This is a genomic window from Avibacterium paragallinarum, assembly GCF_011765605.1.
Taxonomy (GTDB): Bacteria; Pseudomonadota; Gammaproteobacteria; order Enterobacterales; family Pasteurellaceae; genus Avibacterium; species Avibacterium paragallinarum.
Genome location: NZ_CP050316.1, coordinates 1,743,409 through 1,757,315, shown reverse-complemented (window position 1 = coordinate 1,757,315; position 13,907 = coordinate 1,743,409). Strand labels below are relative to the sequence as shown.

Here is a 13,907-nt window from a genome sequence, read left to right as displayed (position 1 = left end):
TAATGAATCTTGTCCGTGTCGTATTGGCAGTGCCGTTGTTTCAATTTTTTGATTATTTACTCCCCGAAGAGATGCAACCCGTGCGTGGTGGGCGGGTGCTTGTGCCTTTTGGACGACAACAACGGGTTGGCATTGTGGTGGATTTCCCCGCACAAAGTGAGGTCGCCTCCGAACAGCTCAAACCCATTTGCCAAGTGCTAGATGAAGAAAATCTCTTTAATGAACCCCTGTGGCAATTGATCCATTGGGCTGCGAATTATTATCAAGCCCCACTGGGTGAGGCGTTATTTCAAGCCTTGCCAGTGAAATTGCGACAGGGAGAAAGTGCGGTGGAAAATGACCGCACTTTTTTACGCATTACCCCGCAGGGCGAGCAGGCATTGCGGGAGAATTTGCTGAAACGGGCGAAAAAACAACAAGAAGCCTTGCAGTTGCTCGCTCAATCCTCGCAGGAAAAAGGGCAAACGCCGTTTGCTTCTAACATTTGGCATAGCCTCAAGGAAAAGGGCTATGTGGAGGAATACGAGCAAGCCAACCTTATTCGTCCTTGGCAAGCCCTTGAACAGCCGATCGTCAATGAAGAAAACAAACACCGCCTAAACAAAGAGCAAGCCCTCGCACTGGGGCGAATTTTGTTTCATCAAGGCTTTGCTGTGTGGTTGATTGATGGGGTTACGGGATCGGGCAAAACGGAAATCTATTTACAAACCATTGAAGAAACTTTGAAAAAAGGGCAACAAGTGCTGGTGCTTGTGCCTGAAATTGGCTTAACGCCGCAAACGGTACAGCGTTTTCAAGCACGCTTCAATGTGGAAATTGATGTGCTTCACTCCAATTTGAATGATACTCAGCGGTTGCGTGCGTGGCAGCGAGCGAAATCGGGGCAAAGTGCGGTGGTGATCGGCACAAGATCGGCGTTGTTCACCCAATTTTCTAATTTGGGCTTGATCGTGATCGATGAAGAACACGATGGCTCGTTCAAACAACAAGAAGGCTGGCGTTATCACGCGAGGGATCTGGCGGTGGTGTATGCCAAATTGCTGAATATTCCGATTTTATTGGGATCGGCAACGCCAAGTTTGGAAAGCCTGAATAATGTGAAGCTGGGCAAATATCAGCACCTTATTTTGCAAAAACGGGCAGGAAATAGCACCGCACTTCAACAATTTGTCATTGATTTGAAACATCAGCGGATTCAAAATGGGCTGTCTGATGCCTTGGCAAATAAAATGCAAGAACATTTGCAACAGGGCAATCAAGTGCTGTTATTCCTTAATCGGCGTGGCTTTGCCCCCGTTTTGTTTTGCCACGAATGCGGTTGGATCGCGACCTGCCAGCATTGTGAAAAGCCCTATACTTATCATCAACATCAGCGGGTGTTGCGTTGCCATCATTGCAGTTCACAAAAGCCGATCCCAATGCAATGCGGGCATTGTGGCTCAACCCATTTGATGACCACAGGGCTTGGCACGGAACAGCTTGAAGACACTCTCAAACAGCGTTTTCCTGATTATGTGGTTACAAGAATCGATCGCGATAGCACCGCTCGTAAAGGCACATTGGAGAAGCATTTGCAAGATATTCAACAAGGAAAAAGCCAAATTCTCATCGGCACGCAAATGCTGGCGAAAGGACATCATTTCCCCAATGTTACCCTCGTAGGGCTTTTGAATGTAGATAATGCCTTATTTTCGTTAGATTTTCGTGCGGAAGAACGGCTCGCTCAGCTTTATGTACAAGTGGCAGGGCGTGCGGGGCGAAGCGAAAAACACGGGCAAGTGGTGCTACAAACCCATTATCCCGATCACCCTTTGCTACGCTCATTATTGAAAGAGGGCTATGGCGAGTTTGCTCAGCAAGCCTTGCATTTACGCGAACAAATGGGACTGCCGCCGTACAGCTCGCAGGCGTTATTTCGCGCTCAAAGCCGTCATTCGGAGCAAGCAGAGCAGTTTTTGCAACAGATCGCCGCGACATTACAGCATTTATCCATTGAGGGCTTGCAAATTTATGGTCCAATGCCTGCCCCATTCAGCAAAAAGGCAGGGGCGTATCGTTGGCAATTATTGGTGCAACACTCATCAAGAGCGGTGTTACATCAGGCATTAAGCCAATTCCAAGCCAATATGCCGCAAAAATCCCACCAAGTTCGCTGGATTTTAGATGTCGATCCCCTTGATTTAACCTAATTACTAGCCAATTCAAGGATTTTTCAGTAGAATTGGGGCAATTTTTACTGTTTAATGCGGTGCGATGGCGAGGCGGTTTAGCAATTGAATGAAAGCAAAAGGGGCGTAAACTCAGTGTGCTGTTACGCGTAACGATTGAAAAAACGCTCAACATTCACACCGCACTTTTAACTAATAGGATTTTCGATTGTGGCTCAACGAGATTATGCAACTCGCCGTACGGGGAAAGCGAAGAAGAAAAAAAACAATACACCGCTGATTTTAACCGCGGTGTTAGTTATCATTGCCTTGTTTGCAGGCGGGCTTTATTTCTTGAAAGAAAAATCAACGGAAATCGCTCCAGTGGTGATCCCACAAGAGAAAAAAACGCCTAAAAGCGTTTTACCAAGCCCTCCAGAAGAAGTATGGAGTTATATTAAAGCCTTGGAAACAAGGACAGTGCCAATTGATAATGATCCCAAATCTTTAGAAAAAAATATGCGTTTGACTGCTGAGCAAAAAAAAGTATTACTAGAGATGGAAAAGGAACAAAAAGCTAACCATTTAAAACAAATAGAAGAACAAACTAAAGTTAGGGCAGTTGATGTCACAGATAATATGCAGACTAATTCTTTAGCGAATAAAGCATCTTCAAATGAAAAAAAATTTGGTTTGCAATGTGGTGCGTTCAAAAGCCGACAACAAGCCGAAAACATTCAAGCTAATTTAATTATGTCAGGGTTGAATGCACGAATTAATAGTACAGATAATTGGAATAGAGTTATGGTTGGTCCTGTTGGCAATAGGGATGAGGCTCAAGCAGTACTATCAAAAGTAAAAGCAATTACCCCTTGTGTTATTATTGGAATGTAAATAATGTCTATATATTTCATTATTCAGTACTGAGGCAATGTAGTAATAGCGTAGTTGTTCTATTCCAAAATGATTTGGTGTTGTTCCGTATTAGCTTCTCCTAACTGAACGTGAGAAAACAATAGTAAGCTCATCAGACCTCTTTTATTTTCACAACTATTGCCAAAAAAAGTTGTCTACCAATAAAATCGTTATTTATTTTTCCAACAAATAAAAGAGGTCACCGAAAATGAGAAAACGCATTTTAACTGAGAATGACATTACTCCCGAAGATATTTTTCTCAACCGTAGAAAATTTATCATTGGAATGAGTGCGGTGGGAGGTAGTGCCTTGTTGCCACACCTTAGCCACGCTGAAGAAACCTCTGACAGTCGCAAAGCATTGCATTTCACACCAAACACGCAAACCGAACTCCATTCTACCCCAGAGAATAAGGTGCTTGGCTACAACAATTTTTATGAATTTGGCGTGGATAAAGGCTCACCCGCACAATATGCCAAGCATTTTAAAACGGATCCTTGGAAGGTGGAAATTACGGGGGAAGTGGAGAATCCTTTAACCTTGGATTTAGATGACCTTTATAAGCGTTACCCGCTACAAGAGCGGATCTATCGCTTTCGTTGTGTAGAGGCGTGGTCAATGGTCATTCCTTGGATTGGTTTTGAATTAAATGCGCTTCTCAAGGAAGTGAAGCCTACCAGCCGAGCAAAATATGTTGTGTTTGAAACCCTTTATGACCCCGAACAAATGCCGGGGCAAAAAAATTATTTTTTCGGTGGTGGTATTGAGTATCCTTATGTGGAGGGTTTAACCATCGCCGAAGCAATGCACCCGCTAACATTACTTTCCGTTGGGTTGTATGGGAAAACACTTTCACCGCAAAATGGTGCACCAATCCGCCTTGTTGTGCCGTGGAAATATGGCTTCAAAAGTATTAAATCTATTGTGAAAATTCATCTCAGCGAAACACGCCCTTTAACAACGTGGCACAAATTAGCCCCGCAGGAATACGGCTTTTATGCCAATGTGAACCCCGATGTTGCACACCCTCGTTGGTCGCAAGCTAGTGAACGCGTTATCGGTAGCGGTGGTTTATTTGATAACAAACGCCAACCCACCTTATTATTCAATGGTTATGATGAAGTCGCCTCGCTATATAGTGGCTTAGATCTCAGGGTAAATTACTAATGAAAATGCTCCGTTTCGCTGTACATTTCGGTGCGTTTTGCCCATTTTTATGGCTGATTTATGAGATCCGCATAAATAATGGGGCTTATTTTGGTGCTGATCCCGTAAAAGAAATAATCCATTTCTTAGGCTGGTTATCGCTCAGTTTCTTTCTTGTGCTCTTCATTTTTCGGCTGATTACGCAATGGACGAATGCCAATTCGCTCCGTTGGTTACATCAGCCTTTAGGATTATGGGCGATCACTTGGGCATTTCTGCATATTTTAGCGTATTTATATCTTGAACTTGGCTTTGATGTGGGTTTATTTTTTAACGAACTGGCTACCCGCCCTTATTTATTATTCGGGGCGAGTGCATTTTTCTTATTTTGTCTTGCCGCTGGGGTGATGATCCCTGCTATCCGCCAACAACTACGGAAAAAAATCTTGCTTATTCATCAAGTTAGCTATTTTGCACTTGTTTTCGCCGCAATCCATTATTATTGGTCGATAAAAAGCTATGATCTCAATGCGGTTGTTTATCTGTTACTCAGCATCTTAATTTTTGGTTATTGGAAATATCAAAAACATCATTAAGTGAGCTTGAGCAAGGTTAAAACCTCATAATGCGAAGTATGCGGGAACATATCAAAAAGCTGGATTTTTTCCGCTTGGTAGTGGTGAAGCTCTGTTAAATCACGCCCCATTGATTCCGCGTTGCAACTGGAATACAAAATAAAGTGCGGTTGTAATTGGTTGAGAAATTGGGCGAGGGCTTTACCAATACCGCGGCGGGGTGGATTAACAATCAGTAAATCCGGCTTTTCCTCTTGAGCGAGAGCGAAATTCGCCGCATCTAAAGATTTAAATGTGATTTGAGGTAAGCCTAATTTTTCGGCGGATAGCGTGGCACAGGCAATGGCGGAGGGGGAGATTTCAATGCCCGTTAAGGCGACACTCTTTCCTTGCTCTTGCAAGATTTTTGCACAATGCAAACCAAAGCCACCCACGCCACAAAAGAGATCCCAAATTTTTTCAATCGGGAGATCCTTGATCCATTGCTGAGCTGTGCCGTATAAGCCTTCTGCCACCTTTGGGTTAGTTTGGAAAAAGCCTTGCGGGCGGATAAATAAAGGAATTTTATTAAAATTTTCTTCCATCTGTTTTTGCTTAGTGAGGAAAATTTCCTCTTCGCCCTCTAAAATTGCCGCGTGTTTAGGCTGAATATTCAGGCTCACTACCTTAATTTTTGGTAATCTGGCTAATAATTGTGGCAATTCTCGCTCAATCAGCGGTAATTTTACGCTGGAACGCAACACAAAACGTAACATTAATGTGCCGTTACTTTGGCTTTCCGTGAGCAAAATATACTTTAACTCGCCTTTGCGTTTGGCGATGTTGTAAGGCACAAGCCCCGCACGCCCGATAAATCGCTTCAATTCGGTAAAAATCTCGCCAAAATGGGGTGGGTACAGAAAGCAGTCTGATAAATCCACCGCACTTTGTGGATCATCAGGATCACGAAGAATGCCTAAAATTGGGCGTTCCACCGAACCACTTACTACCATTTTGGCTTTATTACGAAAATGTTGTAACGCCGATGTGTAGGGTGGTTGCCATTCCAATTTTTCTAAATTCAGCCCGTTAAGTTGCTGAATTAAATGGGCTTTTTTCGCCTCTAATTGCTCAGCATAGGGCATTTCTAACCATTGGCAGGAACGGCACTGATTTTGGCTAAAATGTGGGCAAAAAGGTTGGGCTGACATTACGCGTTACTCGCTAGCCAAGTTTGTTGAAGTGCGGTCAGTTTTTGCTGATTTTTTTGCCAACGTGATGATTTTTCTAAAGTTTTCCAATCTAATTGGCTACGCTTAAACAAACCTTGAAGACGTTGTTGGCGAAGGACATATTGCTCAGGGGATTCTTGCGGTTGGAAATGATCTAACACTTGGATCACGCCCTCACGCTCATTGCAAAGCAATAGTAAATCACAATCCGCATTAAGGGATTGCTGACAACGTGCCACAAAATCGCCCATAAAACCCGCACCTTTCATTCCTAAATCATCAGAGAAAATCGCCCCTTGAAAGCCGAGCTGTTGGCGTAACACCTGTTGTAACCAATAGCTTGATCCGCTTGCTGGTTGCGGATCGCATTGCGTATAAATGACGTGTGCGGGCATTACCGCATCGAGATAATTTTCTGCGATTAAACGCTGAAATGGCACAATATCTTGCGTGAAAATATCGGCTTTGGGGCGTTCATCATAAGGGGTTTCAAGATGAGAATCAGCCAGCACTCGCCCGTGTCCAGGGAAATGTTTGCCCGTGCTTGCCATTCCTGCCTCACGCATTCCAAGAATAAATTGGCGAGCCAGTTCAACAGTTTGCTCAGCTTCATCGTGGAAACTACGATCGCCAATGGCATGGCATTGATGACCTAAATCCAACACTGGAGCAAAGCTTAAATCAATATCAAGTGCGGTCATTTCTGCTGCCATTTGCCAGCCCGCTTCTAATGCCATTGCTTTTTGTTCAGCGGGATCGCGGATAAGCTGTGCGAAACTTTGCATTGCGGGCAGTTGGGTAAACCCCTCACGAAAGCGTTGTACCCGCCCGCCTTCTTGATCCACCGTAATAAGCAGCGGTTTCTTGACCTTGTGGCGTAAAGTGGCGATAAGATGTTGAATTTGCTCACGATCATAAAAGTTGCGGGTAAATAAAATCACGCCAGCGACTAAGGGGTGTGCAAGCAATTCTAATTCTTCTTGGCTAACGTCTTGTCCAGTAAGATCGATAAGTAAGGCTGACATTGAAATCCTTATTGCAATTTATTCAAACGAAGATATAAACGGTAATTGACGCTTTGTTCTGTTGGCGGAACAGGCGTTAAGTTGGTTTGTTGGCTTGGTTGCAGCAGCAAACTAGAAGGTGCGTTTAAATTCGGCTCTTCCCCTTGGGTTACGCCATTTTTGTCATACCAAAAGAAATAATAAGCCACATCAAGCTGCTGCTGACTTTTGTTTTTCAACCAAACATTGTTGTGGCGTAATTTTGTTTCAATCAACGGCGCGAGATTGGCCTCTACATTTAAAATAGGCTCATTTTCGCTCACAATATTTTGCGAAGGTGTGGAACTACAAGCCGCAAGAAATAGGCTTAATCCGCACAGAAAAAACAGTTTTTTCATTATTTTGCCAACATTTTTCCTAAAGCTTCACCACCAAGTAAGTGCATATGTAAATGATACACTTCTTGTCCACCGTGTTTGTTGCAGTTTACGATTAAGCGATAGCCATCTTGAGCAATTCCTTCTTGCTCAGCCAGCTTAGCCGCCACAGTAAATAAACGCCCTAATGCCACCTCATCTTGTTCGGTAACCTCATTCACGGTTGGGATCAGTTTATTCGGAATAATCAAAATATGCGTAGGGGCTTGCGGTGAAATATCACGAAATGCGGTAACCAGTTCATCTTGGTAAACAATAGTAGCGGGGATTTCTTTACGAATAATTTTGCTGAAAATGGTTTCTTCTGCCATAGGATAATCCTTCGTTTTCAAGGGAATGACAACGGAAAAATGAGAGTTTAGCACAAGGACTTTTGTGATAAACAGCAACTTATTTTTCCATTCAATAAAGTGCGGTTAGTTTTATCAGAAAAGGGAAAAAATAGCAATTCAGATTATTTTTGTTAAATTTATGCTAACAAAAAGTTCTTTTTTATTTCAATATATTACTTCTCTGTTACAAAGATTGATCTTGAACAAATTTTATAAAAAATAAACTTTTTTTTAGTTTAAAGTTGGATTTTTATCCCTTAGAATAAAGCCAGTTAATTTCCTTAGGGTGAATAATGAAAAAAGACGATTCAATCCGCCTTATGGCAACGCCAACAGAAATGGCTCAATTTGCCGAAGATGTCGGTACATATAAAGCAACGAAAAATCAATTCTATTCTTTTCTTTCCGCAATTTCAGCAGGGGCGTTTATTGCACTTGCTTTTGTCTTTTATACCACCACGCAAACAGGGCTAGCGAATGTGTCTTGGGGATTGGCTAAACTGGTTGGCGGTTTAGTATTCTCTGTGGGCGTGATTATGGTGGTTGTCTGTGGTTCTGAATTATTCACTTCATCAACAATGACGTTGGTGGCACGCGTAGGTCAACGAATTCATACCATTCAAATGTTACGCAACTGGGTTGCCGTTTATGCAGGCAATTTTGTGGGCGCGATCATCATTGCGGGCTTAATTTGGTTTGCAGGGCAAACAATGGCGGTGAATGGACAATGGGGCTTGACCATTTTAAAAACCGCACAGCACAAAATTCATCATAGCTGGTTTGAAGCCTTTAGCTTAGGCATTTTATGTAACATTATGGTGTGCATTGCGGTGTGGATGAGCTATGCAGGAAAAACCTTAACAGACAAAGCATTGATTATGATTTTACCGATCGGCTTGTTTGTTTCTTCAGGCTTTGAGCATAGCGTGGCGAATATGTTTATGATTCCCCTTGGGATCATTACAGCCCATTGCAGTTCAGCCGAGTTTTGGCAATCCCTTGGGCTAAATGCTGCACAATTTGCTGATTTAGATGTTTATCATTTTGTCGTAAAAAATCTTATTCCTGTTACGCTTGGTAATATCGTAGGTGGCGGGGTATGTATTGCATTAATGCAGTGGTTTACTAACAGACCACATTCACATTAGTTTGGCGTAAGAGCGGTTGTTTTTTCGCCGTTTTTACATAGTTAAAATTTTATTTACGTTAAAGGAAAATAGTAATGACTCAACTAACAGAAGCGCAAAAAAAAGCGTGGGAAGGTTTTACTCCAGGTGACTGGCAAACCGAAGTAAACGTACGCGATTTTATTCAAAAAAACTACACCCCTTATGAAGGTGATGAATCATTCCTTGCTGGCGCAACAGAAGCGACCACGAAATTATGGAATGATGTAATGGAAAAAATTAAGGTTGAGAACAAAACTCACGAACCTTATGACATTGATACAGATACGCCATCAACCATTACTTCTCACAAACCAGGTTACATTGAAAAAGACTTGGAAAAAATCGTCGGCTTACAAACTGATGCACCATTAAAACGTGCCATTATGCCTTACGGTGGGATCAAAATGGTGAAAGGTTCGTGCCAAGTTTATCGCCGCGAATTAAAACCTGAAATTGAACATATCTTTACAGAATATCGTAAAACCCATAACCAAGGGGTATTTGATGTTTACACCCCAGATATTTTACGTTGCCGTAAATCAGGCGTAATCACAGGTTTACCAGATGCTTATGGCCGTGGCCGTATCATCGGGGATTATCGCCGTTTAGCCCTTTACGGTGCAGATTTCTTAATGAAAGATAAATTCAACCAATTTAATTCATTACAAGAAAAATTAGAGCGTGGTGAAGATATTCAAGCGACAATTCAATTACGCGAAGAAATTGCTGAACAACACCGTGCATTGGGTAAAATTAAAGAAATGGCAGCCTCTTACGGTTTTGATGTTTCTAACCCAGCAACTAACGCACAAGAAGCGGTACAATGGACTTATTTCGCTTATCTTGCAGCGGTAAAATCACAAAATGGTGCGGCGATGTCTTTCGGTCGTGTTTCTACTTTCTTAGATATTTACATTGAACGTGATCTTAAAGCGGGCAAAATCACCGAGCAAGAAGCACAAGAATTAATAGACCACCTTGTAATGAAATTGCGTATGGTGCGTTTCTTGCGTACTCCAGAATACGATCAATTATTCTCTGGCGACCCAATGTGGGCAACTGAAACCTTAGCGGGTATGGGCTTAGACGGTCGTACATTAGTAACCAAAAACAGCTTCCGTATCTTACACACCCTTTACACAATGGGGCCTTCACCAGAGCCAAACTTAACCATTCTTTGGTCTGAACAGTTACCAGAAGCGTTCAAACGTTATTGTGCGAAAGTATCTATTGATACATCATCTGTACAATACGAAAACGATGACTTAATGCGTCCAGACTTCAACAGTGATGACTATGCGATCGCTTGTTGTGTAAGCCCGATGGTTGTGGGTAAACAAATGCAATTCTTCGGTGCGCGTGCGAACCTTGCAAAAACCTTGTTATACGCAATCAATGGCGGTATTGATGAAAAATCAGGGATGCAAGTTGGGCCTAAATCAGCGCCAATTACTGATGAAGTGTTAGATTTCGATACCGTAATGGCGCGTATGGACAGCTTTATGGATTGGCTTGCTACCCAATACGTTACTGCATTGAACATCATTCACTTTATGCACGATAAATATGCCTATGAAGCGGCATTAATGGCATTCCACGATCGTGATGTATTCCGCACAATGGCTTGCGGTATTGCAGGGCTTTCTGTGGCGGCAGACTCATTAGCTGCGATCAAATACGCTAAAGTGAAACCAATTCGTGGCGACATCAAAGATAAAGACGGCAACGTAGTGGCATCTAACGTGGCTATCGACTTTGAAATCGAAGGGGAATATCCACAATTCGGTAACAACGACAGCCGTGTTGATGATTTAGCGGTAGATCTAGTTGAACGCTTTATGAAGAAAATTCAAACGCATAATACCTATCGTAACGCAACCCCAACACAATCTGTACTTACTATTACTTCTAATGTGGTTTATGGTAAGAAAACAGGTAACACCCCAGATGGTCGCCGTGCTGGTGCGCCATTCGGGCCAGGTGCAAACCCAATGCACGGACGCGATCAAAAAGGTGCGGTAGCTTCATTAACTTCTGTGGCAAAATTACCATTTGCTTACGCAAAAGACGGGATTTCTTACACCTTCTCCATCGTACCAAATGCGTTAGGTAAAGATTATGAAGCACAAAAACGCAACCTTGCAGGCTTAATGGACGGTTACTTCCACCACGAAGCCACGGTTGAGGGCGGACAACACTTAAACGTGAACGTAATGAACCGTGAAATGTTGTTAGATGCAATGGAAAACCCAGAAAAATACCCACAATTAACTATTCGTGTTTCTGGTTACGCCGTGCGTTTCAACTCTTTAACTAAAGAGCAACAACAAGACGTGATTACGCGTACTTTCACGCAAGCAATGTAATTATGTTGTAGCATAAAAAGAAATTAAGGGAACATAGAGGAAATCTATTGTTCCCTTAAATTTATCTGTCATATAATAAGTGCGGTAGTTTTTTATCTCATTCCACTTTTCAACAGGAGGTGTTATGAAACACACAAAATCCAAATTAGCCGTATTGACGCTTTCCGCTCTTTTTGTACTCACAGCTTGTACCTCAAATCAACAACATGCTGAACAGCAATTACAAGAGCAAGCCGTGCTAGGCTTAAACTGGGTACAACAATCTGGTGAATATCAAGCCTTAGCCTATCAAGCCTTTAATATGGCAAAAATTGCCTTTGACCAAGCGAAAGCTACCAAAGGTAAAAAGAAAGCGGTTGTAGTGGATCTTGATGAAACAATGATGGACAACAGTGCTTATGCGGGTTGGCAAGTGCAAACAGGTCGCAGTTTTAATGGTGATGACTGGACACGTTGGGTGAATGCACGGCAGACCGCGGCTGTACCGGGCGCAGTTGAATTTAATAACTATGTAAACAGCCACAACGGTAAAGTTTTCTATGTTTCTAATCGCAAAGATGCCATAGAGAAAGCGGCAACCCTTGACGACCTGAAAACCCTTGGCTTTGTAGGTGCAAGTGAAGATGTGCTTTATTTGAAAAAAGAGAAATCAAATAAATTAGCACGTTTTGCTGAAATCGAAAAATTAGGCTACGACATCGTACTTTATGTGGGGGATAACCTGAATGATTTCGGTGATGCCACTTATCATAAATCGAATGCTGAACGTCGTGCTTTTGTACAACAAAACAGAAAACAATTTGGTAAAACATTCATCGTCTTACCAAATCCAAACTATGGCGATTGGGAAGGCGGTTTAGCCAAAGATTATTATAAAGGGGATTACCAAAACCGTATCAAAATCCGCCACGATGCGATTAAAGCGTGGAATGGAAAATAAATTTTTTCACCAAGATTAAGCGATAATATGAACAATCTGCCTATTCCCCAATAGGCAGATTAATTTCTATTTAATTCTCGCAGGGCGAGCTAAATGCTCAAGAGCATTAAATAGAAATTAACGAATTTACATTTTCTCTAACGAAGGAATATTATGTCTGTTTTAGCACGCTACCATTCTTATGAATCTTGTGGGACGGTTGATGGTCCGGGGATTCGTTTTATTCTTTTCTTGCAGGGCTGTCTGATGCGTTGCAAGTATTGCCACAACCGCGATACTTGGGATTTACACGGCGGAAAAGAAATTTCTGTAGAAGATTTAATGAAAGAAGTGGTGTCTTACCGCCATTTTATGAATGCCTCGGGCGGCGGGGTTACCGCTTCTGGCGGAGAGGCAGTGTTACAAGCGGAATTTGTGCGGGATTGGTTTCGTGCCTGTAAAAAAGAGGGGATTAACACCTGTTTAGATACCAACGGTTTCGTGCGTCATTATGATGAAGTCATTGATGAATTGTTAGAGGTTACCGATCTTGTTTTGTTGGATTTGAAAGAATTAAATGATCGCGTACATCAAAATTTAATTGGCGTACCGAATAAACGTACCCTTGAATTTGCCAGATATTTGCAAAAACGCAATCAACGTGTTTGGGTTCGCTACGTTGTTGTACCAGGCTGGACGGACAGTGATGAAGACGTGCATTTGCTCGGGCAATTTATTCAAGATATGAAAAATATTGAAAAAGTCGAACTGCTTCCTTACCACCGCCTTGGTGCGCATAAATGGGAAGCGATGGGGGAAAAATATGAACTTGAAGATGTTAAACCCCCGACAAAAGAATCTCTTGAGCATATAAAGCATATTTTACAAGGATATGGATTAGTAGTGAGCTATTAACTTATCACTCACTAGTTTTAAAGCGTAGCTTAATTTATAAAAAAACAGCCATTCTTGATTAAGAATGGCTGAGAATGACATAGTATGAATTAAAAATAATAACCTAACTGCACGGCTAGGCTTTTATCTACAATATCGTTATGTTGGCTAAATTGCCATTTTACTCCTGTTTGAATTGAAAAATCTTTTTTACGATAGCTAATACCAAGCTGAGAAGAATATCTTACTCGATCAAGCTCATAACTTCTCTCATTAAAGAACATTGATTGATCAAAGGTTTTACCATATTCCAAGGTTAAATTAGGTTCCCAATCCCCCCATTGGCTATGCCATTGATAACTCGCTTTTAATTGCATATTTGCAAAAGCATTATCTCTACGGTTTAGCCTCACATTTTTTGTTATTCCTTCGTGTTCTACTTGCACTTTTGGTGTTGTAATATGTTGAATACCTAGTTGAACAGATGGCACGATAAACCAATTATTTTTTTGGTAGCGATAACCACTTTCAATACTCGTTGCTAAGAAATTTTGCTGATAATGTTGTTGAGCAACAAGGTGTTTAAATTTCCCATAAGTCAATGCTCCTTCAACGAAAATTGGCATTTGGTGGATTTGATGAATGCCACTATAGGGTGATCGCATAACCGTTTGATTTCCCATTTTGAGGTTCAGTTTGTGCTTCACTGGTTGCACTCAAATAGTGAAATTGTCCCCCTCCCCCCACACACAAAAAAAGCAGATTGCTCTGCTAAGATGACTTAGAGCTAG

Annotated in this window: 13 protein-coding genes; 8 read left to right on the top strand and 5 right to left on the bottom strand. The window is 42.0% G+C overall.

From position 1 onward, the window contains the following. Nucleotides 1-2: 2 nt before the first annotated feature. The 4 genes from priA (at nt 3) to HBL79_RS08445 (ending at nt 4,805) form a co-directional block, all read left to right on the top strand. Entirely contained in the window at nt 3-2,189 is a 2,187-nt protein-coding gene (gene priA, locus HBL79_RS08460) for a primosomal protein N' (RefSeq protein WP_046097497.1), read from the top strand. Between the two features lie 189 nt (nt 2,190-2,378). Next, nucleotides 2,379-3,041 carry an SPOR domain-containing protein gene (locus tag HBL79_RS08455; protein ID WP_046097496.1) on the top strand — a complete coding sequence of 221 codons (663 nt, stop codon included), beginning with the start codon at nt 2,379-2,381 and terminating at the stop codon, nt 3,039-3,041. 229 nt (nt 3,042-3,270) lie between these two features. Continuing rightward, nucleotides 3,271-4,230, top strand: coding sequence for a protein-methionine-sulfoxide reductase catalytic subunit MsrP (msrP, locus tag HBL79_RS08450; protein ID WP_046097495.1), 960 nt, complete (start codon nt 3,271-3,273; stop codon nt 4,228-4,230). After that, nucleotides 4,230-4,805 carry a protein-methionine-sulfoxide reductase heme-binding subunit MsrQ gene (locus tag HBL79_RS08445; protein ID WP_046097494.1) on the top strand — a complete coding sequence of 192 codons (576 nt, stop codon included), beginning with the start codon at nt 4,230-4,232 and terminating at the stop codon, nt 4,803-4,805. The genes msrP and HBL79_RS08445 overlap by 1 nt, the downstream gene beginning before the upstream one ends. Here the strand turns inward: HBL79_RS08445 and rlmC are convergent. From rlmC to hinT, 4 genes are read right to left on the bottom strand one after another with little or no spacing between them, the layout of a single operon-like run. Then, complete coding sequence (gene rlmC / locus HBL79_RS08440) at nt 4,802-5,974, bottom strand: 23S rRNA (uracil(747)-C(5))-methyltransferase RlmC (RefSeq protein WP_046097493.1); 1,173 nt, start codon at nt 5,972-5,974, stop codon at nt 4,802-4,804. The genes HBL79_RS08445 and rlmC overlap by 4 nt on opposite strands. Further along, complete coding sequence (nagZ, locus tag HBL79_RS08435) at nt 5,974-7,020, bottom strand: beta-N-acetylhexosaminidase (RefSeq protein ID WP_046097492.1); 1,047 nt, start codon at nt 7,018-7,020, stop codon at nt 5,974-5,976. The genes rlmC and nagZ overlap by 1 nt, the downstream gene beginning before the upstream one ends. Nucleotides 7,021-7,028: 8 nt before the next feature. Continuing rightward, complete coding sequence (locus HBL79_RS08430; protein ID WP_017805113.1) at nt 7,029-7,397, bottom strand: YcfL family putative periplasmic lipoprotein; 369 nt, start codon at nt 7,395-7,397, stop codon at nt 7,029-7,031. Then, a complete protein-coding gene (hinT, locus tag HBL79_RS08425) occupies nt 7,397-7,747 on the bottom strand; it encodes a purine nucleoside phosphoramidase (protein WP_017805112.1) in 351 nt (116 codons plus the stop codon). The genes HBL79_RS08430 and hinT overlap by 1 nt, the downstream gene beginning before the upstream one ends. Before the next feature lie 314 nt (nt 7,748-8,061). Between hinT and focA the strand changes: the two genes are divergently transcribed. The 4 genes from focA to pflA all read left to right on the top strand — a co-directional run bounded on the left by focA (nt 8,062) and on the right by pflA (nt 13,137). Further along, nucleotides 8,062-8,916 carry a formate transporter FocA gene (gene focA, locus HBL79_RS08420; RefSeq protein WP_017805111.1) on the top strand — a complete coding sequence of 285 codons (855 nt, stop codon included), beginning with the start codon at nt 8,062-8,064 and terminating at the stop codon, nt 8,914-8,916. A gap of 74 nt (nt 8,917-8,990) precedes the next feature. Further along, complete coding sequence (gene pflB / locus HBL79_RS08415) at nt 8,991-11,303, top strand: formate C-acetyltransferase (protein ID WP_021723904.1); 2,313 nt, start codon at nt 8,991-8,993, stop codon at nt 11,301-11,303. A gap of 124 nt (nt 11,304-11,427) precedes the next feature. Continuing rightward, complete coding sequence (locus tag HBL79_RS08410; RefSeq protein ID WP_046097491.1) at nt 11,428-12,243, top strand: 5'-nucleotidase, lipoprotein e(P4) family; 816 nt, start codon at nt 11,428-11,430, stop codon at nt 12,241-12,243. Between the two features lie 153 nt (nt 12,244-12,396). Beyond that, nucleotides 12,397-13,137 (top strand): pyruvate formate lyase 1-activating protein, encoded by a 741-nt coding sequence (pflA, locus tag HBL79_RS08405; RefSeq protein WP_017805108.1) that lies wholly within the window; start codon nt 12,397-12,399, stop codon nt 13,135-13,137. Between the two features lie 89 nt (nt 13,138-13,226). Here the strand turns inward: pflA and HBL79_RS08400 are convergent, their stop codons facing one another. Then, nucleotides 13,227-13,781 (bottom strand): autotransporter domain-containing protein, encoded by a 555-nt coding sequence (locus HBL79_RS08400; protein WP_158609868.1) that lies wholly within the window; start codon nt 13,779-13,781, stop codon nt 13,227-13,229. Between the last annotated feature and the right edge of the window lie 126 nt (nt 13,782-13,907).